The organism is Serratia sp. 22264 (genome assembly GCF_052045345.1).
GTDB classification, from domain to species: domain Bacteria; phylum Pseudomonadota; class Gammaproteobacteria; order Enterobacterales; family Enterobacteriaceae; genus Serratia; species Serratia plymuthica.
The window spans coordinates 207,445-231,568 of record NZ_JBQEOY010000002.1; the positions used below are offsets into that span (position 1 = coordinate 207,445).

The 24,124-nt window shown below is 58.2% G+C and carries 22 protein-coding genes; 7 read left to right on the forward strand and 15 right to left on the reverse strand.

Going from position 1 to position 24,124, the window contains the following annotated elements; translation table 11 throughout:
- Positions 1–34: 34 nt before the first annotated feature.
- The 4 genes from ACTJJ1_RS11920 to ascF all read right to left on the reverse strand — a co-directional run bounded on the left by ACTJJ1_RS11920 (position 35) and on the right by ascF (position 4,979).
- Positions 35–1,156, reverse strand: a complete 1,122-nt coding sequence (locus tag ACTJJ1_RS11920) for an HNH endonuclease (protein WP_440833800.1) — start codon at positions 1,154–1,156, stop codon at positions 35–37.
- Positions 1,157–1,413: 257 nt separating this feature from the next.
- Positions 1,414–1,731 (reverse strand): hypothetical protein, encoded by a 318-nt coding sequence (locus ACTJJ1_RS11925; protein WP_440833802.1) that lies wholly within the window; start codon positions 1,729–1,731, stop codon positions 1,414–1,416.
- A gap of 355 nt (positions 1,732–2,086) precedes the next feature.
- A complete protein-coding gene (locus ACTJJ1_RS11930; RefSeq protein WP_440833804.1) occupies positions 2,087–3,517 on the reverse strand; it encodes a 6-phospho-beta-glucosidase in 1,431 nt (476 codons plus the stop codon).
- A 16-nt stretch (positions 3,518–3,533) separates the two neighbouring features.
- Positions 3,534–4,979, reverse strand: coding sequence for a PTS cellobiose/arbutin/salicin transporter subunit IIBC (gene ascF / locus ACTJJ1_RS11935; RefSeq protein WP_440833806.1), 1,446 nt, complete (start codon positions 4,977–4,979; stop codon positions 3,534–3,536).
- A 285-nt stretch (positions 4,980–5,264) separates the two neighbouring features.
- On the opposite strand from ascF, the gene ACTJJ1_RS11940 reads away from it, so the two are divergent.
- Positions 5,265–6,299: a LacI family DNA-binding transcriptional regulator gene (locus ACTJJ1_RS11940; protein ID WP_440833808.1), complete on the forward strand. Its 1,035-nt coding sequence runs from the start codon at positions 5,265–5,267 to the stop codon at positions 6,297–6,299.
- Here ACTJJ1_RS11940 and ACTJJ1_RS11945 read toward each other — a convergent pair.
- Positions 6,296–7,063 (reverse strand): AraC family transcriptional regulator, encoded by a 768-nt coding sequence (locus ACTJJ1_RS11945; protein ID WP_073440194.1) that lies wholly within the window; start codon positions 7,061–7,063, stop codon positions 6,296–6,298. The genes ACTJJ1_RS11940 and ACTJJ1_RS11945 overlap by 4 nt on opposite strands.
- Before the next feature lie 104 nt (positions 7,064–7,167).
- On the opposite strand from ACTJJ1_RS11945, the gene ACTJJ1_RS11950 reads away from it, so the two are divergent.
- Complete coding sequence (locus ACTJJ1_RS11950; protein WP_440833810.1) at positions 7,168–8,337, forward strand: MFS transporter; 1,170 nt, start codon at positions 7,168–7,170, stop codon at positions 8,335–8,337.
- A 236-nt stretch (positions 8,338–8,573) separates the two neighbouring features.
- Here the strand turns inward: ACTJJ1_RS11950 and yjiA are convergent, their stop codons facing one another.
- The 4 genes from yjiA to ACTJJ1_RS11970 all read right to left on the reverse strand — a co-directional run bounded on the left by yjiA (position 8,574) and on the right by ACTJJ1_RS11970 (position 13,488).
- A complete protein-coding gene (gene yjiA, locus ACTJJ1_RS11955) occupies positions 8,574–9,536 on the reverse strand; it encodes a GTPase (protein WP_440833812.1) in 963 nt (320 codons plus the stop codon).
- Positions 9,537–9,558: 22 nt separating this feature from the next.
- On the reverse strand, positions 9,559–9,762 hold the full coding sequence (locus ACTJJ1_RS11960; protein WP_004953088.1) for a YbdD/YjiX family protein: 204 nt from the start codon (positions 9,760–9,762) through the stop codon (positions 9,559–9,561).
- Positions 9,763–9,829: 67 nt separating this feature from the next.
- Positions 9,830–12,010 (reverse strand): carbon starvation CstA family protein, encoded by a 2,181-nt coding sequence (locus ACTJJ1_RS11965; protein ID WP_013811350.1) that lies wholly within the window; start codon positions 12,008–12,010, stop codon positions 9,830–9,832.
- Between the two features lie 278 nt (positions 12,011–12,288).
- Positions 12,289–13,488 carry a serine hydrolase domain-containing protein gene (locus tag ACTJJ1_RS11970; protein WP_440833815.1) on the reverse strand — a complete coding sequence of 400 codons (1,200 nt, stop codon included), beginning with the start codon at positions 13,486–13,488 and terminating at the stop codon, positions 12,289–12,291.
- Between the two features lie 312 nt (positions 13,489–13,800).
- On the opposite strand from ACTJJ1_RS11970, the gene sfnG reads away from it, so the two are divergent.
- Positions 13,801–14,892 carry a dimethylsulfone monooxygenase SfnG gene (gene sfnG / locus ACTJJ1_RS11975; protein ID WP_440833817.1) on the forward strand — a complete coding sequence of 364 codons (1,092 nt, stop codon included), beginning with the start codon at positions 13,801–13,803 and terminating at the stop codon, positions 14,890–14,892.
- Between the two features lies 1 nt (position 14,893).
- Here the strand turns inward: sfnG and ACTJJ1_RS11980 are convergent, their stop codons facing one another.
- Genes ACTJJ1_RS11980 through ACTJJ1_RS11990 form a run of 3 tightly spaced genes read right to left on the reverse strand, consistent with a single transcriptional unit; the run spans position 14,894 to position 17,592 of the window.
- Positions 14,894–15,595: a trehalose-6-phosphate synthase gene (locus ACTJJ1_RS11980; RefSeq protein WP_006323392.1), complete on the reverse strand. Its 702-nt coding sequence runs from the start codon at positions 15,593–15,595 to the stop codon at positions 14,894–14,896.
- A 14-nt stretch (positions 15,596–15,609) separates the two neighbouring features.
- Positions 15,610–16,149 (reverse strand): GNAT family N-acetyltransferase, encoded by a 540-nt coding sequence (locus ACTJJ1_RS11985; protein ID WP_020438382.1) that lies wholly within the window; start codon positions 16,147–16,149, stop codon positions 15,610–15,612.
- Between the two features lie 57 nt (positions 16,150–16,206).
- Entirely contained in the window at positions 16,207–17,592 is a 1,386-nt protein-coding gene (locus tag ACTJJ1_RS11990; protein WP_440833820.1) for a glutamine synthetase family protein, read from the reverse strand.
- Positions 17,593–17,847: 255 nt separating this feature from the next.
- Here ACTJJ1_RS11990 and ACTJJ1_RS11995 point away from each other — a divergent pair, with 255 nt between their 5' ends.
- Together ACTJJ1_RS11995 and ACTJJ1_RS12000 are read left to right on the forward strand one after the other, a co-directional pair.
- Entirely contained in the window at positions 17,848–18,159 is a 312-nt protein-coding gene (locus tag ACTJJ1_RS11995; protein ID WP_440833822.1) for a hypothetical protein, read from the forward strand.
- Positions 18,160–18,250: 91 nt separating this feature from the next.
- The gene (locus ACTJJ1_RS12000) at positions 18,251–18,550 is read left to right on the forward strand and encodes a helix-turn-helix domain-containing protein (RefSeq protein ID WP_020438386.1); all 300 of its coding nucleotides are present in this window, start codon (positions 18,251–18,253) and stop codon (positions 18,548–18,550) included.
- Positions 18,551–18,739: 189 nt separating this feature from the next.
- Here ACTJJ1_RS12000 and yncE read toward each other — a convergent pair whose 3' ends face one another.
- From yncE to ACTJJ1_RS12015, 3 genes are all read right to left on the reverse strand, one after another.
- On the reverse strand, positions 18,740–19,816 hold the full coding sequence (gene yncE / locus ACTJJ1_RS12005; protein WP_440833824.1) for a 7-bladed beta-propeller protein YncE: 1,077 nt from the start codon (positions 19,814–19,816) through the stop codon (positions 18,740–18,742).
- Positions 19,817–20,172: 356 nt separating this feature from the next.
- Positions 20,173–20,724 carry an NADPH-dependent FMN reductase gene (locus ACTJJ1_RS12010; protein ID WP_004949810.1) on the reverse strand — a complete coding sequence of 184 codons (552 nt, stop codon included), beginning with the start codon at positions 20,722–20,724 and terminating at the stop codon, positions 20,173–20,175.
- Positions 20,725–20,988: 264 nt separating this feature from the next.
- Complete coding sequence (locus tag ACTJJ1_RS12015) at positions 20,989–21,807, reverse strand: AraC family transcriptional regulator (RefSeq protein WP_172458751.1); 819 nt, start codon at positions 21,805–21,807, stop codon at positions 20,989–20,991.
- A 114-nt stretch (positions 21,808–21,921) separates the two neighbouring features.
- Between ACTJJ1_RS12015 and ACTJJ1_RS12020 the strand changes: the two genes are divergently transcribed.
- Together ACTJJ1_RS12020 and ACTJJ1_RS12025 are read left to right on the forward strand one after the other, a co-directional pair.
- Complete coding sequence (locus ACTJJ1_RS12020; protein ID WP_440833826.1) at positions 21,922–22,800, forward strand: helix-turn-helix domain-containing protein; 879 nt, start codon at positions 21,922–21,924, stop codon at positions 22,798–22,800.
- 174 nt (positions 22,801–22,974) lie between these two features.
- Positions 22,975–23,895 carry a L,D-transpeptidase family protein gene (locus tag ACTJJ1_RS12025; RefSeq protein WP_004949814.1) on the forward strand — a complete coding sequence of 307 codons (921 nt, stop codon included), beginning with the start codon at positions 22,975–22,977 and terminating at the stop codon, positions 23,893–23,895.
- Positions 23,896–24,124 lie beyond the last annotated feature (229 nt).

Sequence of the window (24,124 nt, forward strand, 5' to 3'; positions counted from 1 at the left end):
TATCTGTTTATGACTTTAAGCTTTATATTGGAAACTAATCCAACGCTGCCTCTTTCAATTCCAACTTCGCCATAAGATTCTTGTTAACGTCCATCCCATCAGCCCCACTATGTATCCGTCGGTGGCAGGTAGGGCAGATAGCACCAACCCACTGCGGGTGGTCGGGGCCTTCATCGGCTAACCGTTTTGTGTGGTGGGGTTCTAAGTACGGCTCACCGTTGTTTTTCTTGAACGGCGCAGGCTGGTCGCACGACTCACAGATACCATTGGCACGTTGCAGAACGTATTTTTTCACGTCCTCACTGCGTTTGAACCACGATTTCTTACTGTCTCCCTGCTGGCGCTGGCCCGTCATCATTGATGATTTCATCGCCTTGGCACGTAGCTGTTCGAGCGTTTCTTTCTTCGGGGCTACTTCTGAAGTATCAATATCATTATCAACTTCTCGAGCAGAAGATACCGGGAATAGATTAAAAACTATCCCTTTCCTCATTTTATCTTTTTTATAGTCCAGGCAGTCAATATAATCCCAAGTATCACATTCAAACATTCCAACGAATCTTACACCCTTATCTTTCTTATTATCTTCAAAGAGGAATATGTCTTCGCCATTCTCTTTGTGGTCACGGATGGCCTTATTGCCTCTAATAAACTTCATGTCATCTTTTTGGCCCTCTCCTGTGTAGGAGAAACTGCCATCAGCAGACCATCCATCCTTGTACCCATAAGCCTCGCCACTTTCACCGGTGAAAATGAAGATGACGGGGAACTCTGTCGGCGTCCAGATGCCGCCCTGGAGTTGCCCACCGTAGAGGTCGATGAGCTCTTTACGCGTGTACAGTTTACCTTTTACTAAGTGCTCAATAGGGTGTGGCGTTTCTACGATATCGAAACCGAGATTTTTAAGCGCTTGAATAGCTATCTTAGAACCACTATTAGAGCTTATTTTTTCTAGTGGTTTTCCGAACTGATAAATATAAGCGGCCGCAGCGATGACTCTGATGTCGTAATTTTCATTATTATAACGAAGTACACATTTTTTAATTCGTTTGACGTTATATTTTTCCAGAAGAGCATCACAACCCAGTGCTTTATATTCTTCAATAGCTTTTAAAACAGCCTCTTTCGAAGATAACGTTTCTATCTTAATAGTCAAAACATCCCCCTCTCATTGCAGAACAGGTTCTGGGCAATGCGTGGGCTTACTGCCAGTAGGCGGTGGCCATACGTAGTCATCCAGCAGTTAGCTCATCGATTTATCGAATGCGTTAACTATGCCAGGCCAAGGGGAAAATGCCTACCTTAGTGAATGTATTTATCGTGATATGTAATCGAAATCTATGGGATTTTCTGGAGGGGATAAGAACGGCATCAAACTAATACCGTCCTTATTATTATCATTTTTATCTATCTTTAGCCTGCCAGCTCCTGGCACTCCATCTCCCGTAGTGCGCGGCCATAAAGGTTGCACAGGGCGGGCACCAAGTGAGCTGTTGCATTGAGGTAGTGATTCAGCTGTTCCCAACCGGCGTCACTGGTTTGTGGGTGCTTTTGCAGGAGGTTGCCGCACAGCATCAGGCCATGACATAACCCTTCGGCCTGTTCGGCGGAAAGTGCGGCTAAGTCTAAGAGCTGTGATGAATCTAAGGTGCTGAGATCGAGTTGGTTGAACAGTTGGCGATAGAGGGTGAGGGTACTTGTGGCGGGTTGTGAGGTGGAAGTATCTGCCATGATTGCATCTCCATATGTCATTAGATAATGACTATCACCAGAGACGCTAAACTCGGGTGGTAGCCCAGACGGGGTTAGCGTTACCGGGACATAGGAACCGGCGCTTCTTGCGAAGCCCCCGCCTGAGCCACCATTATTTGGGGTGAGCTAAAGCTGCGGCATTATTACACAACGCCGCGGTATATGTCAGATTCGGAACGCTAACTCCGGCTGCGGATTGTGCCGCAGCCAGGAGACTATAGCGCTGGCAGAAAGGCGAAAAAATAGCCTGTATGGAATTACAGGGGCTTACTACTTAATCTGGAATCCAGCTCGCAACAATCGCCATTAACGACCCTTGTCGCCGCCAACCCCATCACCCCAAATCCCCCCCATTGCTCGCAATCACCTTCTTGTACCACCAGAAAGATTTTTTGCGCGTGCGGGCGAGGGTGCCGTTGCCCTGGTCGTCGCGGTCGACGTAAACAAAGCCGTAGCGCTTGCTCATTTCCCCGGTCGAGGCCGCCACCAGGTCTATGCAGCCCCAGGTGGTGTAGCCGATCACCGGCACGCCGTCGGCGATGGCGTCGGCCATGGCGCGGATGTGCTCCCGCAGGTAGCTGATGCGGTAATCGTCCTCAATCTCGCCGGCGGCATTGAACTCATCGTGTGCGCCCAGGCCGTTTTCCACCAGGAACAGCGGCTTTTGGTAGCGGTCGTACATCATGTTCATGGTGATGCGCAAACCCAGCGGGTCGATGCCCCAGCCCCAGTCGCTGCGCGGCACGTGCGGGTTCGGCAGCGATTTCACCACGTTGGCGGCGCTGCTGTTGTTATCGTTCATATCGGCAGAAGCACAGCGCGAGGCGTAATAACTGAAGGAGACGAAATCGACCGTATTCTTCAGGATCTCGGTGTCGCCTTCCTCCATCGCGATGCGCACGCCTTTCTCGCGGAACACCCTGGCAGAGTAAGAAGGGTAAGCGCCACGGGCCTGCACGTCGATAAAGAACAGGTTCTCGCGGTCTTTCTCCAGCGCGGCCCACACGTCTTCCGGCTTGCTGGACCAGGGGTAGAAATTGCCGCCCGCCAGCATGCAGCCCACCTGGTTGGCGGGGTTCACCTCATGCGCAATGCGGGTCGCCAGCGCGCTGGCCACCAGTTCGTGGTGCGCGGCCTGGTATTTTACCTGCTCGGGGTTTTCGTCGGCCTCGAACACCAGCCCGGCGCCGGAGAACGGGCTGTGCAGCAGAATGTTGATCTCATTAAAGGTGAGCCAATACTTCACCAGGCCGTCGAAGGCTTCGAAGCAGGTGCGGGCATAGCGGGTGAAAAACTCCACCATCTTGCGGTTGCGCCAGGAGCCGTATTCGGTCACCAGGTGCATCGGCACGTCGAAATGGCACAAAGTGACCAGCGGCTCGATGCCGTATTTGCGGCACTCCTCGAACAGGCTGCGGTAGAACGCAATGCCCTGCGGGTTGGGCGTCAGCTCGTCGCCATTCGGGTAAAGCCGGCTCCAGGCGATGGAGGTGCGGAATACGCTAAAGCCCATCTCCGCCATCAGCGCGATGTCGTCGCGGTAGCGATGGTAAAAATCGATCGCGTCGTGGCTCGGGTAAAATTCGTCTTCGCGCAGGGTAAAGCGCTTCTCCAGGCCCAGCTTCACCGGCATGCGGTTGGCGCCATGCGGGATCATGTCGACCGTGGTCAGCCCTTTCCCGCCCTCCAGATAACCCCCTTCAGACTGGTTGGCGGCCAAGGCGCCGCCCCATAAAAACCCTTGCGGGAATGTTGAATCAGACATGCAATCCTCAATTTTCTCAATGGGTCGCGTTAGCGGTATTCGCCGCAGGCGCAGTGGCCGCCGTTGGGGCTGCTTCGCTTTCCGGAATGTCTTCGAAGCCCAAGATCAGCGTGAGCACGAAAGACAGCACCACGGAAAGCAGCATTACGCCTCCCACCCAGACAATGCTCATCGGGTTCGTCGGGTCAAAAAACTGCACGCTGGTGAACAGGCCGGGCGAGGCCATCGAATGGCTGGCCAGCCCGCCGATACCGGCGACGGCGCCGCAGACAAAGCCGCTGATCAGGCTGGCGATTAACGGGCGTTTAAGCCGCACCGCCACGCCATACAGCGCCGGTTCGGAAATCCCCGCCACAATGGCGGAGGCGGCAGCGGCCAGCGCGGTCTGGCGCAGTTCGCGGTTTTTGGTTTTGAACGCCACGGCCAGCGAAGAGCCGCCGAGCGACAGGTTGGCGCCAATCTCGGAAGGCATCACCATGCCTTCTTTGCCGGTTTCGGCGATGGTCTGAATAATGGTCGGGGTGAACACGCGGTGCATGCCGGTCATCACCAGCAGCGGCCAGATGGCGCCCATAATGGCGACGGAAAGCCAGCCCAAATAGCCGTGCACGGTGTACACCAGCGCCGAAATACCGCTACCGATCCAGATGCCCAGCGGGCCAATCAACACAATCGCGATCGGCGCGGCGATCAGCACAATCAGCATCGGTTTGAGGAAGTTCTTGGTCACCGCCGGGGTGATGCGATCAACCCATCGTTCGATATACGACAGGATCCAGGTCATCACCAGCGCCGGGATCACCGTATAGGTGTATTTCACCGCCGTCACCGGGATGTAGGCGAACTCCACGGCCTGGCCCTGCGCCGCCTTGGCCATCAGATCGATAAAGTTGGGGTGCAGCAGCACGCCGGCAATGGCGATCGCCAGCGACATGTTGGTTTTGAACTTCAGCGCCGCAGAGGCCGCGACCATCACCGGCAGGAAGAAGAACGCGCCGTCGCCGATCACGTTCAGGATGATCAGGGTCGAGGAGCCTTTTTCGAACACGCCGGCCATATCCAGCATCATCGCCAGCAGCTTCACCATCGAGCCGCCGATAATGGCGGGGATCAACGGCGACATGGTGCCCACCAGCGCATCGAGAATGCCAGCGCCGATGCCTTTCAGGGTGATTTTGCGTTTTGCGGGCGCGGCGGCAGGGGGGTTACCCGGCAGGCCGAGCGCCAGCACCGCCTGGTAGGCTTTCGATACCTCGTTGCCGATGATCACCTGGCACTGCTCGCCGCTGTGTACCACGCCCAGCACTCCATTGATCGCTTTGAGCGCGGGGGTGTCGATCAGCGCCTTGTCTTTGACAACGAATCTCAGGCGGGTCATGCAGTGCGTCACGGCGTCGATGTTGCCGGGGCCGCCCACCGCATTCACGATTGCCTGCGAGATCTCTGTGTAGTTCTTCGGCATGAAATATCGTCTCTTAAGATAGGAATTCGGATTGCCCAAAGGCGAATTTTTACTGCCTGGGCGATCCGCCGTTCCATCTCAATGAAACGCCCACAAGAAACCGGTTTCACAAAATCATGAAGATGTATTTTGTTGTTGGCAAGAATTATGATTTTTTGGTTTTTCGTTTCGTGAAGCTGGTCACTTTTAGATCAGGGGCGCTCGCGCCGGCGGGCGTGAAAACATTTCAAACGGGGGGCGTCTTGGGTAGACTGCGCTCATCCAATGGATTTTGACGGCGCACAGATGGCAACAATACTTGAGGTGGCTAAAAAGGCCGGCGTTTCTAAGGCGACGGTGTCCCGCGTGTTGTCCGGCAGCGGCTATGTCAGCCCGGAGAAGCGCGAGCTGGTGGATAAAGCCATCGCCGAGACGGGTTATCGGCCCAACCTGCTGGCGCGCAATCTGGCGACGAAAACCACCCAGACCATCGGGCTGGTGGTCACCAACACGCTGTACAGCGGTAACTACTTCAGCGAGCTGATGTCCCAGTCCGCCCGCATCATGGAAGAAAACGGCCGTCAGCTGATCCTGGCGGACGGCAAGCACACCGCAGAAGAAGAAATGGCCGCCATTCAATTCCTGCTGGATCTGCGCTGCGACGGGGTGATCATCTACCCGCGTTTTCTCTCCATCGCGCAAATGGACGAGATCATCTCCCAACACAAACAGCCGATCCTGGTCATCAACCGCCGCTTGAGGCTGAACGACAGCTACTGCATTTTCAGCGATCAGCACGCCACCAGTGCCGCGGCGGTGGCGCACCTCATCCAACTGGGGCATCGCGATATCGCGTTCATCACCGGCTCGCTGGATTCGCCCACCGGGCTGGAGCGGCTCTCCGGCTACAAAGCAGCGTTGGCGGAGCAGAGCATTGCGGTCAGCAACGCGCTGATTGTCGAAGGGAAGTGGAATGCGCAAAGCGGCATGGCGGCGGTCGATGCGCTGCTGGCCGGCGGCCACGCGTTCAGCGCCATCGTCGCCAGCAATGACGAAATGGCCATCGGCGCCATGAAGCGGCTGGCGGAATGCCAAATCCCGGTGCCGTCCGCCGTGTCGGTGATCGGGTTCGACGATATCCCGCTGGCGCCTTACACCATTCCCTCGCTCTCCAGCATGAAAATGCCGGTGACCGAAATGATTAAGGAAACCATCAACCGCCTGGTGTCGATGCTAGACGGCGGCGAGCTGAGTAAACGCCCGACTTTCCCGGCGAGCCTGATCCTGCGCGATTCGGTGGCGGCGGGGCCGCATTTGTCGGCAGAGAAGACGTGCCGTTAACGGCGGATCAGCATATAGGCGCGCGGCGAGCTGCCGGTCATATTTTTAAAGAAGGTTGAGAAGGCGCTGTCGCTGGAGAATTCAAGCTTACCGGCGATATCCGACAGGCCGTATCCCTCCGCCAGCAGCTCGATGGCTTTGATCAAACGCCATTGCTGGCGCCACTGCTGGTAGCTCAATCCGGTCTCCTTGCGAAAGATGCGGCTAATGGTTTTCTCCGAAGCGCCGCTGTAGCGCGCCAGCTCATTGAGCGGCGGCACCTCCTCCATGCCGGCCAGTTGCCGTAAGCGGCGGTCCTTGGGCAGCGGCAATAAGGTCGGTTCGCGCTGCGCATGCCGTATTTCGTCCAGGCATACGGCAAGAATATTGGCGCTGGGGCCGTTTTCCCACTGGGTGGCAAAGTCGGCGAGGGCGATCCGCTCCAGCACTTCCCGCAGCAAAGAAGAGGCCGACAGCACTTCCAGATGGGGCGAAAGGCCGGGGTAGCGCTGGTTGTCGAGATAAACCGAGCGATAGCCCGCCACGCCGGTAACCTGAACGCGGTGCACCACCTTTGGCGGGATCCAGGCAATGCGTGCCGGCGGCAGGAGGCAAATGCTTTCATTGAGCGTGATGCGCATACAACCCCGTTGGCTGAACAGCAACTGCCCCATGTGGTGCCAGTGCGGCCCGGAATCATGCTGAGCCAACTCGGCCGCAATGCCTAACACGCTATTGTTGATCGCATCGGGATCAAATTCGTCCTGTGCGCTGAGCCATGCCATAAGTGTGTCCGATTTTATAAGTTTTTTGTCTTTTATATTGTAATAGTCAGGATGGGGAAGGTGCTACTTTGTGGCCTACTTTCTTTTTGGAGACGGGATGTATCGTGCAACGCGGACTGACCCTCACCCTGGCGACACTGATGATGATGTTTCCCCAGATTGTGGAAACGATCTATAGCCCGGCGCTCACGCACATTGCCGACGGTTTTCACGTCAGCGCGGAGGTCGCGGCGCAAACCCTGTCCTGTTACTTTTTCGCTTTTGCATTCGGGGTCGTCGTTTGGGGCCGTTTGTGTGACGTGATCGGCCGGCGCCCCACCATTTTGGCCGGTTTGGCGCTGTATCTGCTGGCGTCGATCATCGCCATCTTCAGTACCGGCTTTACCCTGCTGTTGGCGGCCAGGGTGCTGGCGGCGTTTGGCGCGGCGGTGGGCTCCGTAGGCACTCAGACCGCCATTCGCGACCGGTTCGACGGCTATGAGCTGGCGCGGGTGTTTTCCGTGATGGGGATTGCGATGGCGGTCAGCCCCGCGGTGGGGGTGCTGAGCGGCGCCCTGTTGACCCATTACTGGGGCTATCAGGGGGTGTTCGCCGGGCTGGCGGCGTTGGCCGCCTTGCTGCTGGCCTATGCCGCATGGCAGTTGCCGGAAACGCGCCCGGCGCAGGTGGTGAAAAGTTCTTTCTTCGGCACGTTTGGCCGCATGGCGAAAGACGGCGATATCTGGCGCAGCGCATGGCTGGTGGCTCTGTTCAACGTCTGCATGTTCAGCTATTACCAACTGGCGCCGTTTCGGTTTGAAACGCTGGGCATTCCGCCGCAGTGGTTTGGTTATACCGGGTTGGTGCTGGCCGCCGGCGTAGGGATCGGCGCGGCCATCAACAAGTTTCTCATCGCCAAACAGTGGCTGTTTACGCCGTTGCTGATACTGGCCTGCGTATTGGCGCTGATCGGCGGCGGCCTGGTGTTCCTGTTGGAGGATAAGCTGTGGTTCGTGCTGCCGATGATGCTGGTGGTGATGGCCTACGGCATCGCGATCCCCAATATTCTGGCGCGGGCGCTGCGGAATTATAAGGATTGCATGGGCACTGCGGGCGCAATCCTTGGCCTGCTGTATTACCTGATGCTGGCGGCGGGGCTGGTGTTGGCCGGGTTGGCGCAGCGGCCGGGCATCGTGCTGATGGCGAGCAGCGCCTGCGCGCTGCTGCTGGCGTGGACCGTGGTGCGCGGCGAACGCACCGCCACATTGGGTAAACGCCATAGCGAGCAGGCGTAACCTTCGGGTAAGCATGGGTTCGCCAACTGTTAATTGACGAAAGCAGAATGACTGCGGGGTGATTAACTGAGTTTACTACCGCTGCACCCTAAGCTTGAGGCGGGTGGGAGCCATTGCAGGTTAGCCGCCCCTTGAGCGCAGGGGTTCACGGCGTGTCGGCGTTCTGTATGGCTCCCGCCTGTAGCACTATCAGGCGCAGTTCTTTAGGTTGCACCCATTAATGCGGCTTTTCACTCTCAACCCAACGCGGCAAACCGTCCTCGGATCTCCTCCTCCGGCAAATCCACGCCAATAAACACCAGCGTACTGCGCCGTTCTTCCTCAGGCAGCCACTCGCGGTCCCAGTCGGCGTTATACAGCCGTTGCACGCCCTGGAACAGCAGCCGGCGCGGTTCGTCCCTGATCGACAAAATGCCCTTGTAGCGCAGCAGGCTGTCGGCGTATTCCAGCAGCAGGCCTTCCATCACTTCGGAAATCTGCATCAGTTCCAGCGGCTGGTCGTGATACACCACGATCGACCGGATGTCGTTCTGCGGCTGCGGAATACGGCGGAACAGCGGGGCGGGCGGCGTCAGGTTCAGCCTGTCGTTGAGCGTAAAACCTTCGATGCCGAACAGCAGGCTCAGGTCGATATCGCCGTGCGTCACGGTGTAAACCGGCGCGCGGGCGTTCATCAGTTGCAGGCGTTGGATCAGCGCCTCGCAGTCCGGCGCTACGTCGGTTTTGGTCAGCAGAATGCGGTCGGCGTAGCCCACCTGTGCCTGCGCGATGCTGAACTGGTTCAGTTGTTGGTCGGCGTGCGCGGCGTCCACCAGCGTGATGATGCCGTCCAGCAGGAAACGTTCGCAAATGAGCTCGTGCGAGAAAAAGGTCTGGGTGATCGGGCCGGGGTCGGCCATGCCGGTGCATTCGATGATCAGCCGGTCGAATTCCAACTGGCCGCCGTCTACGCCGTCCAGCAGATCCAGCAGCGCGTCTGCCAGCTCGTTGGCTTTGCTGCAACAGATGCAGCCGTTGCTCAGGGTGGTGATGCGGCTGGCGCGGTCGCCAATCAGCGCATTGTCGATCGGCACTTCGCCGAATTCGTTTTCGATAACCGCAATCTTGTAGCCGTGGTCGGCGTTCAGAATATGGCGCAGCAGGGTGGTTTTGCCTGCGCCCAAAAAGCCGGTCAAAATGGTGACGGCGATGGGTTTCATGTCGGGTCCTTATTGACTCAAATCAGCAGCAGCGCATACCGCCTTTGCCGTCGCCGCCGTAGCGGGCCTGCTGGCGTTCGCGGAAAAACTCTTTATAGGTCATCACCGGCTTGTCCGGGTGGTTGTCTTTCATGTGCTGGACGTAGGTATCGTAGTCAGGCACGCCCACCAACATGCGCGCCGCCTGCCCGAGATATTTCCCCGCCTGGCCGAGATTTCCGAACATGGCCTTCTCCCAAAAAAATTACCCTGCATAACTGATTTCATTATGCAGGGTATCCGTTAAATCACCATCAGTGCTGCGGCGAAACTTTGACGTCCCCCTCAGTTACGCCGTGGGATGGCGCTTCTTCGGGTACCGGCACGTACGGCGTTTCCTGGTCGCTGCGGTTCGGGTTTTTATACGCCGCCATCGCGGTTTTCACCCCGTAGAAGATGATGCTGTACACCACCAGCAGGAACAGAATGCTCAGCCCGGCGTTGGTGTAGTTGTTCACCACGATATGCTGCATGTTGGCTACCTGCTGGGCGCTCAGCTCGGCACCGCCCTCGGCGATTTTGCGTTTGTACTCGCCGGCCTGGAAGAAGAAGCCTTCCAACTGCGGGTTGTCGCTAAACAGCTTCAGGCCCAGCGCATAGGTGGTGCAGATCAGCAACCACACCGCCGGCAGCACGGTGACCCAAATGTATTGGGTGCGCTTCATCTTGATCAGCACCACGGTGCCCAACACCAGCGCTACGGCCGCCAGCATCTGGTTGGAGATGCCGAACAGCGGCCACAGGCTCTTCACGCCGCCGAGCGGATCGACCACCCCTTGGTACAGCAGGTAGCCCCACAGGCCCACGCAACCGGCGGTGCCGACGATACCGGCCACCAGCGAGTCGGTTTTTTTCAGGAAGGGCGCAAAGTTACCCAGCAAGTCCTGCAGCATAAAGCGGCCGGAACGGGTGCCGGCGTCCAGCGCGGTCAGGATGAACAGCGCCTCGAACAGAATGCCGAAGTGATACCAGAAGCCCATGTTGGCGCCAGGGATGATCTGGTGGAACACGTGGGCGATGCCCACCGCCAGCGTTGGCGCGCCACCGGCGCGGTTCAGTACCGAAGGTTCGCCGATGTCCTTGGCGGTTTGCAGGATCTGTTCCGGGCTGATGACGAAGCCCCAGGAGCTGACGGTCGCTGCCGCGTGGGCGGTCACGTCTTTGAGCGACGCCATGATCATCGGCGCGTCTTCGGTGCCCAAACGGTGCAGGTCCGGCATGGTGATGCCCAATGCCGCCGGTGGGGTGTTCATGGCGAAGTACAGGCCCGGTTCGATGATCGAAGCCGCCACCAGCGCCATGATGGCGACGAAGGATTCCATCAGCATCGCGCCGTAACCGATAAAGCGCGCGTCTTTTTCATTGGCCAGCAGCTTCGGCGTGGTGCCGGATGCGATCAACGCATGGAAGCCGGAAACCGCGCCGCAGGCGATGGTGATGAACAGGAACGGGAACACCGAGCCTTTCCACACCGGGCCGGTGCCGTCGACAAACTGTGTCACCGCCGGCATTTTCAGCTCGGGGTTGAGGATCACGATGCCAATCGCCAGCCCGACAATCACGCCAATCTTCAGGAAGGTGGCCAGATAGTCGCGCGGCGCCAGGATCAGCCACACCGGCAGCAGGGCGGAGACGAACGCATAGCCAATCAGCGTGAAGGTGATGGTGGTGTCTTTAAAGGTCAGCGCCGGGCCCCAGTACGGGTCCTGGGCGATCACGCCGCCGAACCAGATGGACGCCACCAGCAGCACAATGCCAATCACCGACACTTCACCCACCCGGCCAGGGCGCAGGAAGCGCATGTAAATGCCCATAAACAGCGCGATCGGCACGGTGGCGCAGACGGTGAACACGCCCCACGGGCTTTCCGCCAGGGCTTTCACCACGATCAGGGCCAGCACCGCCAGGATAATGATCATGATCAGGAAGCAGCCGAACAGCGCGATGGTGCCCGGCACCGGGCCCATTTCCTTTTTGATGATCTCGCCGAGCGAAGCGCCGTTGCGGCGCGAGGAGATGAACAGCACCATAAAGTCCTGCACCGCCCCCGCCAGCACCACGCCGCCCAGCAGCCACAGCGTGCCGGGCAGGTAACCGACCTGCGCCGCCAGCACTGGGCCGACCAGCGGGCCTGCGCCGGCAATGGCGGCGAAGTGGTGGCCGAACAGCACGTTCTTGTTGGTCGGCACGTAGTTCAGGCCGTCGTTGTTGACCACCGCCGGGGTGGCGCGGAAGGCGTCCAGCTTCATCACTTTGGTGGCGATATACAGGCTGTAATACCGGTACGCCACCAGATACACCGCCACCGACGCGACGATGATCCACAGCGCACTGATGTTTTCGCCACGGCGCAGCGCAACCACGCCCAGGCAGGATGCACCGAGTATCCCCAGTAGCATCCACGGAATGTGTTTTAAAATCCCCTCTCGGTTCATGAGGTGTCCTTAATATTCTAATCTGCAAAAAAATGAGTGAGTTAATCCGCTTATAAGATGTTTCAGGCGCGTGGCCCGGGTGCGAATAACGGTGGCGCCGTAGGTTTGGCAACAGCTCATCATCAAGGGTCTGGAGAGGGGAAGACATGTGAATTTCAGTCAGCGGTTCCCTGCGCTGGGTGAACGGTTGAAATGGGCAGGTGAGCGGTTGGGGCCGTGTTCGGGGTGAACGGCATCGGGCGCAGCCGATGCCGTATGCAGCAGCTTACTGGGTTGAGTCAAACGGGGGGCGTTTCCTCGCCGCTCATTTTCGCCATCACTTTTTTGGCGAGCCAGGTGGCAAGAGTGGTGCCATTCACCGTCAACCCCTCAACGTTCACCATTACGCCAACTCCAGCAGGAGAAGCGATTTGCCCGGGGGCGTCGCTGGCTATCAGCAACAGATAGCTGTTGGCGCCCGCCAAGTCGCCATCCTTATAGAGCATTGCCGGTGACAGAGCGGATGCCGGGGTCATGAACCATCCCATGCACAGCTGTGAGGTACCGGCGGTGACGCCGGTTGTGGGCGTATGGAGTTTTTGCAGCAGGATTTCGCTATCCGGCAGGTTCTTATTCAGGCCCAGATTAAATCTCAGCCATTGCAGCATATCCCGTGGCGAGGTCATCACGCCGCCACCGCCGTAGTACGCGTCGAAGTTGTGGGAACTGGGCGATGCGAGCTCGTAGGTGCCGTCATTGCCATTGTCGCCAGCGCTATAGGTATAGCAACGAGGGAGCATTTTCGGTGCAGCGGGCGGTTTAGGCTCGGTAGAGAGCATGCCCTTGATATACGGCGGGCTGTACTGCGAATCGTTCATCCCCAATGGGCGGAAAATCCAGCTGTCGATGAGCTGCGCAAATTTGGCATGGCCGATTTTTTCGGCCAGCAGCCAGCCCAGCAAAGAGAAAGCCAGATTCGAGTAGGCATAACGCTCCGTGGTTCCTTCGGGTTCAAAGGGATTGCCGCGCAGGAATCCGAACATCTCGTCAACCTCATAAGGGACAGGAAAGGGCGTCGGCAGGGTGCCGGATCCCGGCACATTATCGGCCGGAAAACCCGAGGTGTAATTCACCAGGCTGCGCAGGGGAATATCAAGATAATTGCTGCCGAGGGTGGAAGGACGCACCATGTCCCCGACGGTGGTGTCGTCATCAATCATGTCTTTTTGCAGGGCCATGGCGTAGGCGGTGGCGGTAAAGGTCTTGCTGCAGGACGCTATTTTAAACAGCACGTCATCGGTGAATGCCATGGAATGGTTATCCCAATCGCGCAGATTGCCGTACCGGTAAATCCCGCCGGGGTCGGGGAAATCGCCGCCGTCCCAACAGATGGCAATACCCACCCCATCGGGGAAAGGCTCGGTCTGGTCGGCGCTGGCTTGTTGGAGCAATTGATCCAGTTGGTCGGTGGTCGGCGGGCGATAGTTATGGTCTGGCATGGCGCTGTCCTCTATCAACACGCCGGAAGGGGCGTTCAATCAAGATAGCTTATATTTCGTACAGCTGTGGAGAGCATCGCTCGCTGCTGCATGGGCAACACTCACCCGACAGCCGCTGTTGCCAATGCAACAGGTTCCGTTTTACTTATCTCGCTAACCTTTTATTTTTCAATTAGATCGAATGATCAGGCGGTTGGCACGCATCCTGCTAATCGGTTTATAACCAAATTGCGTAATTCAATATCTATAAATCAATAATGGTTATATAAACGCCGCATAACGGTACCGACATTCAGAAAAAGGAGAGGAAGCATGTCCAAATCGAACGAGCAGCAGCCCATCCAGTTTGCCTACTGGGTGCCGAACGTATCCGGTGGGCTGGTGATCAGCAACATCCCGCAGCGTACCGGCTGGGACATCGGCTACAACCGCAAGCTGGCGCAAATCGCCGAGCGTGCCGGTTTCGATTATGCGCTGACCCAAATCCGCTTCACCGCCGGTTACGGGGCGGATAATCAGCATGAATCGGTAGCGTTCTCGCAGGCGCTGCTGGATTCCACCTCAAGGCTCAAGGTGATCGCCGCGCTGCTGCCGGGGCCGTGGAACCCCACGCTGGCGGCCAAGCAGATCGCCACCATCAGCCACCTGTCCGATGCGCGCATTGCGGTCAATATCGTCAGCGGCTGGTTCCGCGGCGAGTTCAAGGCCATCGGCGAGCCCTGGCTGGATCACGAGGAGCGCTACCTGCGTTCGGAAGAGTTTATCCGCTGCCTGCGCGGCATCTGGACCGAGCCCAGCTTTACCTTCGCCGGCGATTTTTATCGCTACCGCGATTACTCGCTCAAACCCAAACCGCTGGATCCGCTGCCGGAGATTTTCCAGGGCGGCAGCTCGCGGGCGGCGCGCGACATGGCGGCGCGGGTGTCGGACTGGTATTTCACCAACGGCAACAGCATCGAGGGCATCAAGCAGCAGGTGGACGATCTCCAGACCAAGGCGACGGCCAATCACCACCGCGTGAAGGTCGGGGTGAACGGTTTTGTCATTGCGCGTGATACCGAGCAGGCGGCGCAGGCGGTGTTGCAGGAGATCATCGACAACGCCAACCCGGCGGCGGTAAAAGGCTTCGAACACGAGGTGAAGAACGCCGGGGCGGCCTCGCCGGAGGGCGAAGGCAACTGGGCCAAATCCAGCTTCGAGGATCTGGTGCAGTATAACGACGGCTTTAAAACCAACCTGATCGGCACCCCGCAGCAGATCGCCGAGCGCATCATCGCGCTGAAAGACGCCGGGGTGAACCTGATGCTGCTGGCGTTCCTGCATTTCCAGGAAGAGGTGGAGTTCTTCGGCAGAGAAGTGATCCCGCTGGTGCGTGAACTGGAACGCCAGCGGGCGGCAGCCTGAATCAGTAAATCTTTCTGGCGTTGATCCCGGCCGGGAAGAGGCCGGTGGCGAAGATGTGCCCGTTAACCTGCAACTGGTCGTCGGGCAGCATCTCCAGCGGGTATTCGTTGGCCAGATAGCTGAGGAAGTTATTGCGGTCATCGAGCGTTTGAAAGCCGATTAGATCGTAGAAAAACAGCGACTCGATTAACCCGCGGTGCTCGGGGATCTGCCTGAGCAGCGCCGCCGACGGGAACGGCAGGTGGAAGAAGAACGCGCACGGGTTCAGCAACCCCTGTTCCTTCAGCGCCTGGCCGCAGGGCAGCAACTGGTAATCATCGATGCAGATGATGTCGCTTGGGCAAACATATTCGCAGGCGATGTCGGCGAAGTGCAGGTTGAGCTGCCGGTAAGCCCGGTAATTCTCCGGCGTGAAATGCGCTTTCTCCGGCTGGTTGTGGAACACCGGCCACAGCCCATCGTGATAATAGCCCTGATAGTGGCGGCAAAACTCGTCGACAGACAGCGGGAAAGTCACCTGTTCATAACCGGCATTGTGCCGATAGCAAACCGGGCGCTCGCCAAAGTTCTGCACGTCGCCGTTCCAGCCCAGCCACAATCCCCGATCCGCCTCATTTGCGCCGTCGGGCGAAAGGGCCTGCGTGGCGCAGGCCAGATCCTTGCTGTCACACTGCTTGTTCGAGATCAAAACCAAACGGGACATGGTGTTTTCCTTACTCAGTGCACGGACTGGGGGATATTGAGTGCGCCGCAGGGTTGATCAATCGCGGGCTGCGTGATGGTCCACACCCTGTCTGGCTGGTTGATCGGTTCATAGCCCACCTTGGCGTACAGCCACGGCGCCTGGCTGGCGTAGAGCATGATACGGTGCAGCCCGCTCATGAGCGGATGTTCCAGGCAACTGTGCATCAGCCATTGCCCCAGCCCGTTGCCGCGGTATTCGGCCGTGATGAATACGTCGCTCAACCAGGCGAAGGTGGCATGGTCCGTCACCACCCGGGCAAAACCGATCTGGCGTTTTTTGCGGTACAGGCCGAAGCACAGACTGTGGCGAATGGCGTGCTCCAGCGTGGCGCGGTCGATCCCCTGCGCCCAGTGCGAATGACGGAGAAAGTGATGAATAAAATCGATGTCCAATAGCCGGCGATCGGTACTGATCGTCAATGCGCCTTTATGCCAGGTGAATAGCGGCCCATCATTTACTGCGTTCGGCTGATTATTATTGTCGGCTATTACCGACCGAGGTTGATGCTTCATCGTCGTCCTCTGTGCATTGCCAATAAATAAGGTCGTCACCGGGGAGAAACCACGGCGTTACAGCATCCAGCTTATTTCCGCCTCGGTGACCTGTTCTTCGAAACGGCGCAATTCGGCGGTTTTGCAGGTGTGCCACAGCGCGGTAAACGCCGGGCCGAGCGTTTCGCGCAACGGCAGGCTTTGCCGGAACAGCGTTAGCGCTTCTTGCTGGTTAAGCGGCAGCGCCGCCGCGTCGTCGTTTTCATACCCGTTGCCGCAGGCCGCCGGGGGCAGCGGCAGTGGGTGTTCCAGCCCGTACAGCATGCCGCTCAGCATCGCCGCCACCGCCAGATAAGGGTTGGCGTCGGCGCCGGCCAACCGGTATTCGATCCGCTGGTTGGCGCTGTCGGCGCAGGGCAGACGCAGCGCCACCGTGCGGTTGTTGTGGCCCCAGGAGGCACGCAGCGGCACGTGCATGCCTGGGCGGAAACGGCGGAACGCATTGATGTTCGGCGCGAATATCGCCATCGAGGCCGGCATCAGCGCCAGCATCCCGGCGATCGCCTGCGTCATGGCGGCGCTCAGTTCACCCGGTGTGCCGGCCAACAGGTTGTGGCCCTGTTCATCCTGCAGGCTGATATGAAAATGCAGACCGCTGCCGGCGGCCTGCGCGCAGGGCTTAGCCATAAAGCAGGCGTGCTGGTGGTGTTTTTCCGCCATCTGGCGCGTCAGCCGTTTCAGGGCCAGCACCTGGTCGCAGGCTTCCAGCACCCGCGCACTGTGGTGCAGGTTCAACTCATACTGGCCGGAGGCGGCCTCGGCCACGATCCCCGTCAGCGGCAGCGCCTGCAGCCGGGCCTGCTGCTCAATCTCATTGAGCAGCGCATGGTGGCGCTCCGGGGCATCGACAGAAAAACTCTGCGTTGGGCAGGGGTTGGCCCCGGCGGGCTGCTGCTGCGGATCGTGCAGATAAAACTCCAGCTCGGCCGCCACCACCGGGTAATAGCCTTTGGCATGCAAGCGCCCGAGCACCTGTTGCAGCACCACGCGCGGTTCCAGCTCGCAGGCGTCGCCATCGGCATTTTGCATCGTCAGCAGCAGTTGAGCATGGCGTTGCGGATCGCGGGCGCAGGGCCGCAGCGTGCCGGGCACCGGCAGGCACAAGCGATCCGGTTCGCCCGCCTGCTGGCCCAGTCCGCTTTCTTCGATCACTCGCCCGCCGAGATCCATGGCGTAAATCGACAACGGGAAATAGCAGCCCTTATCCAGCGAAAACAGTTCGGCAACCGGCAGCCGCTTGCCGCGAAACTGGCCATTCAGATCGTTGAGATAAATATCGACGTGTTCGGTCTGCGGGTAGCGCTGTAAATACTGTTCGACTTCTTTGCGAAACGAGCGCGAGCGCGACCGCGAGGCGGGAATATCCGCCAGCAGAGGGTTGAAACCAATAATATTAGAATACATGGCGGCCCCCGAGCTTAATGAAAAACGCGGGTTCAGTAATAAACAAGGCAGGGTATAAACACATGAGGCATCCGTCTCGTGAGGCCATTGCGGCGATGTAATGATGTTATCCGCGCCCCTGAAAACTGTCTGTAAAAACGCCGTAACTTTATTTCCGCCCAGAATAAAAAAGCTGTAAATAATACGCGGCGGCCCAATGGCTGAATAATAAAAGGCTGCATATACTGCGGAGAATAAAACAAGTCGGAGAGAGCCATGCTCAGAGTCATTATCGTATTTGCCGCCGTCATCACCACCTTCAATGCGGCAGCCTCGTCCGAAGCGGCCTGGGCCAAGGGCGATAAAGCGCTGCAGGCTGCCTGCCTGAAGGCCAGCGGGTTGAAAGCGGCCAAAGCCGTCGGGGCGATCATTCATTATGATGACGACGTCGGCTACTCGGCGCTGTTGATCGGCGGGCGCTACCCGCAGCCGTTTATGAAGAACAAGCCGGGCAAGGAGCTGTGCCTCTACCAGCGGGCGACCCAAAAGGCGGTGGTTCAGGAAGCCGACGGGCTGTTTGGCCGCTGATACTCTGGCGCAACCAATCTGGGTATTGCGGATATAGGCTACGGTCTATAATTTGATGCAGTGGAATAAGCCCATACCGAGGGATAATTCAATGGGTACTTTAAAAGACATGCTAGCCTCGCGTACCCCGGAGAGTCTGCAACGAATCGAAGAAATGGCGCAAGAAATGTGGCTGGAAACACGGCTGTACCAGTTGCGTGAGGCGCTGAATATCTCACAACAGGAACTGGCGAATAATCTGGGTATCTCCCAGCCTTCCGTCGCGGCGATAGAGCAGCGTGGCAATGAACTGAAAATATCGACATTGAAGCGCTATGTGGAAGCGATGGGCGGAACGTTGCGGCTGGATGTCGAACTGCCGGACGGCAAGCACGTCGGATTTAGAGTTTAAAAGCCAAAAGGGGCGCCGAAGCGCCCCTCCAGACGGCTGACCAAGCCCGTTATTAGGGAGAGCGTGCCGGAGGGGTCGTAACGGCCTTGGCCGTCGGAGCGCCCCTCGGTGCGCTAGGCCCGGGTATCTCGGGCTCAAAGACAACTTTGTCATCAACCTCAAGGGGCGCCGAAGCACCCCCGTTCTTGATTATTTCAATGCTATGCGAATCACGTCATCCGGATCCGTGGCTTCTTTTTCGCGGCTGGAAGCCTGTTTGACGCTGACATACAGCGTCTGGCCATCCGGTGAAAGCGCCAGGCTGTTCGGGTGGGTCGGCGTCTTGAGGGTGTTCAGCAGCTTGTAACTTTTGGCGTCGATCACGCTCACTTCGCCCGCCTTGCGGTGGGTCACGTAAACTTCATTGCGCGCCGGGTTGAACAGCACCGCCAGCGATTCCGGCACATCGATTTTGCTCAGGATAGCGCCGTTGCGGGTGTCGACGACCAACACCTGCGCCTGCTTGGAGTCGGTGATAAAGGCGCGGTGGGTGGTCGGATCCAGGCTGATGTTCAGGAAGAAGTGCTCTTTGGATTCATCCAGCTTTTTGCGGGTGAGCACTTTGTTGGTTTTGGTGTCGATAGTCACCAGCTCGCCGTCGGCGTTGGTCACATACAGGCGGCCGGCTGCGGCGTCCAGCGCCAGGCCGGTGCCGTATTTGCCGGTATCGGTGATGGTGGTGCGCAGGGTGAGATCTTTACCGTCTACCACCCAGACCACGCTGGATTCGCCCAGCCCGGTAATGTACAGCGTGTCGGTCGTGGCATCGGCCACCAACTCACGCGGCGCCAGCGGTTTTACCGTCTCGGTGCGTTGGCGGGCATCCAGCACCAGGCGGCCTTTCACTTCGCCGCTCTTGGCGTCGATAGCGGTCACCGAGTTGTTTACCGTGTTGCCGAAGAACAGCGTATCGGTCTTGCCGTTCATCGCGGCGCCGAAGGGTTTGATGTCGTTGTGAATCACCTGGGTGATGTCCAGCGTCTTGGGATCCAGCCGATAAACCACGCCGCCCTTGTCCAGCTTACGGCTTTGCGAGGTCGCCAGATACAGCGCGTTTTCGCCCTGGCTGTACACCATCTCGTAAGCGCCTTTACCGACCGGTTTGCGCAGCAGCTCAGGCTCGCTCTGGGCCAGCAGCGGGGCGGAAAACAGCATTGACGTGAGCAACAGCAGCGGGAAGGTGGCGCGTGCGCCAAAGCGGCGGCTGGTGGTGGTTGCAGAATTCATAACCTCTCCATGGAGTTAAAAAAGCCTATCGCCACAGGGCGGTTGCCCTGGAGCCAGGAACGCTCAACATTGAATAAAGGGAAAATCCGAAATCCGGCCGGTCGCGTCGTGGCGCGCCGATCCTTTTAGTTGCGAATAATAATCATTATTCATGCCGGAGGGGAGCTATTTCGGCAGGGGGTGGGGGGAAAATCACAATGTGGAGGGGGGAGGGGCCGTCATTGAGCATCTTCCCCGGTTACCTGTTAATCCCCCGTTCGCCTCATTAATGCAAATGCAGCGGCGTTATTGCCTGCCCGGCGCAGGAATAAAGTGCGTTGGTTATCCGTTATCATCGTCCCTCGCACCCTGTCGTTTTAGTGCGATTCGGACAGACTGAGTTCAATGTTGCGCCACAGAGCCTTTAGCCGTGGACCTATGTCGGGATGGTCGACCAAAGTGCGTTCATCGGCCTCCGACAAGACATAAGGCGCTGCGAGGGTAGCGCAGGGGATGCAGGATTCGATCAGGCGGCAGCCCATGATTTGCAACGTTTCCGCCAACTGCGACTGCGCCAGCTGTGCGCGTACGGAAATATTGGGGAAAGCCAGTGGCTTGTCCATGAGTTCTCCACTGCCGACGATCCAGTCCAACGCATTCTTCATCACGCCGCTCACGCCGTGCGCGTATTCCGGGCTGGCCAACAGCACCAGATCTGCCTGCGCCAGTGCGGATTGCCAGTGGGCGACGGCCGGATGGCCCAGTTGTTCATGGTCTGGGTTGAATAAGGGGATGGCGCCCAGGTGCGAGTAAATCTCGAACTGCACGCTGTCGGGGCTCACCAGCGCCATGGCGCGTAAAAACAGGCTGTTCAACGACGCGGCGCGCAAGCTGCCGGAAATGCCCAAAATGCGAAATTTGTGTGCCATAAAATTATACTTTCCAACCCGCTAGCGGGCATTGCGGTGAAGCTGAGGTGCTACACGAAAGATACCGATCGGTTGGCACGTTCATGACGGCTGCCGGGAAGCGCGTTTCCGCTGCCAATAGCCAGAAAAATTCCTCCCCGAAGCGGCTAAAGTAAAAAAGGCGGTGATCGCCATCGGCGCGAATATAAAGATCGGCGCCGCCACTATTGAAGTTAAAGCTATTTTTACCGCCGCAATTAGAATTTAGTGCTTAACCGCCGCCCGCTACATGGCAATGCCGCTCCCTGCCGCCTGCCCCGCGGCGCTTCTCTCCGCCAGATAGCGCGCCGGCGGTTTGCCCACCGCTTTGCGGAACATGGTGACAAAGCCGCTGGCGCTCTCATAGCCCAGATCCAGCGCTACCTTCTGCACGCTGTCGCCCTTGGTCAGCCGTTGCAACGCCAGCATCACGTGCAACTGCCGCCGCCAATGGCCGAAGCTCATGCCCATTTGTTGTTGCAGGGTGCGATTGAGAGAGCGCTCGCTCATGCCGATGCGCTGCGCCCATTGGTTCAGGGTGGCTTTGTCCGCCGGATTGGCCAGCAGGCGTTCGGTCAGTTGGCGAATGCGCGCGTCCTGAGAGACCGGCAAATGCAGGTTTTCGATCGGCGCATTAACCACCTGATCCAGCAGCACGGTGGTCAGCCGTCCTTCCGGGCCCTGTTCGTCATAGAGCGGATCGAACCCGCTGGCCTGCAACAGCAGCTCGCGCAGCAACGGCGACACCGCCAGCGTGCAGCAATGGGTGGGCAGGCCGGCGATAGCGTCCTGATCGACAAACAGGCAATAGCATTCGGTGTCGCCGGCCCCCTGGGCGTTATGCAGCACGTTGCCCGGCATCCAAAGCGCGCATTGCGGCGGCACCAGCCACAGGCCGTTTTCCGCCTCGCAGCGGATCATGCCGCGGACCGTATAAATCAGCTGCGCCTTGCGGTGCCGGTGAGGGGCCATCTCCCAATCGCTGCTGATGGTGGAGCCCTGTACGGCAAAAATCGCCCGCGGTACCTGATCGATATCGAAACGCGGTTCGGTGATAACTGGCATGAGAATTATTCTCAATTTGGCGTGATTGAAAAACATTATGTCCTGATTGTGCAATGTGGTCTAGCGCGTTAGTCGATAAAGTAAGCGCCAGATTTAGCACTCTGAGGGGGCGCAATGTATCAGCAACAGGTAATCACTCAACTGCTGGCCTGGATTGAGCAAAACCTCGACCAGCCGCTGACGCTGGACGATATCGCCGCCAAATCCGGCTATTCCAAATGGCATTTGCAGCGGCTGTTCAAGCAGTTAACCGGCCACGTTCTGGGGACCTACGCCCGGCGCAGAAGGTTGAGCGCCGCCGCGCGCGAGTTGCGGCTCACCCACATCAGCGTGGCCTGCATTGCCGATAAGTACCAGTTTGATTCCCAGCAGACCTTCACCCGCTGCTTCAAGAAGCAGTTCGGTTTGCCGCCGGCCGGCTATCGCCGCAGCCCGGATTGGGCCAGCCACGGCATGCAGCCGCCGCTGCGTTTGAGCGAAGGGCCGTTGCCGCAGGCGGACATCGTTACCCTGCCTGCCATGCAACTGGTGGGGCGCTCCCAGCGGGGCAACTGCACTCTGGGGCAACTGCCGCATTCTAAACACGAGCTGCGTCAACACGCCTGGCGCCAGATGGTGCGCACGCAAGCCGAGCCGCCGGCGGTGGTGTACGGCCTCACCAGCCTGGAGGCGGACAGCCGCCAACGCGGCGGCAAGCGCATTGTCTATACCGTGGCGCTGGCGGATGAACAGGCGGAAGGCGAGAGGGTGCTCATCGAGCAAGGCGACTACGCCAGTTTTGTTTATCAGGGCAGGGTGGAGGAATTACAAAACTTTATCGCCCGCCTGTACGATACCGCGATCCCGATGATGAAAGCGGTGCGGCGGCCGGGGCAGGATATCGAGCGCTTTTACCCGGCGGCGGGCGGCGTTTGCAACGGAGCAAGCACGGCGATCCGTTGTGAATACCTGATCCCCATACGCCGAATTACGCCGCCAGACGTCGCGCTTTAGCGGCATTTTTTACAGTAAGTCATCTTCATACCGCAGCAGGTTACAAAAAAGTGCGTCATGACACAGGGAATGTTTCGCACTTAGGTCAATGTGCACATATAATGCGCATCCGGTCATTTATGGCCGAAAATAACCTATATCAATAATCTGCCAGTGGCCACGACCAACACGAAGATGAAAATGAACATTCGCGCGTTATTAACCCTGTGTACGGCGCTGGTTGCATTCAGCCAGTCTGCCTTCGCCGTCGTATACCCTTTGCCAGCCAAAGACAGCCGTCTGGTCGGTGAAAACATCCAAATCACCGTACCCGAAGACAGCAAGCTGCCGCTGGAGAGCTTTGCCGCTCAATACCAGATGGGCCTGAGCAATATGCTGGAAGCCAACCCGGGCGTGGATCCGTTCCTGCCGAAAGCGGGCAGCACCATGACCATCCCGCAGCAGTTGATCCTGCCGGACGCACCGCGTGAAGGCATCATCATCAACAGCGCCGAGATGCGTCTGTACTACTACCCGAAAGGCAGCAACACCGTGGTCGTGCTGCCAATCGGTATCGGCCAGTTGGGTAAAGACACCCCGCTGAACTGGATTACCTCGGTGCAGCGCAAAAAAGACGGCCCAACCTGGACGCCAACCGCCAAGATGCGTGAAGAATACGCGGCAGACGGCGAGATCCTGCCAGCGGTGTTCCCGGCCGGTCCGGACAACCCGATGGGCCTGTATGCGCTGTACGTTGGCCGCCTGTATGCGATCCACGGCACCAACGCCAACTTCGGTATCGGCCTGCGCGTGAGCCACGGCTGTGTGCGTCTGCGTGCTGACGACATCAAATACCTGTTCGACAACGTGCCGGTCGGCACCCGCGTGCAGTTTATCAACGAGCCGGTGAAAGCCACCGTCGAGCCGGACGGTTCCCGTTACGTGGAAGTGCACAACCCGCTTTCCGCTAACGAAGAAGAGCTGAAGTCCAAAGATCCGGTGCCGTTAACCATTTCTGCGCCAGTGGGCAAAGTGGTGATGGATCCTGCCGTTAACCAGAGCGAAGTGGACGCGGCGATCAAAGCCCGTTCCGGTATGCCGGTTAAAGTGAACTGATTGATTCAGTGATCTGAAAAAGACGCCTTGGGGCGTCTTTTTTTTGGCTGAAAATCGCTATTTTGCGTACTGCGCCGCAACTATTTTTTTCTCGTTACTTCTACGGATTTCAACGCTCGACACCTCAGGCAATTCTAGATTTTACTCGTTGCCGTCATCCGGTATTGCGACGATTTTGGTAAACCCGGTTGCACTTGGGAAGTCTATCACTAAGTGCTATATTTTTTAT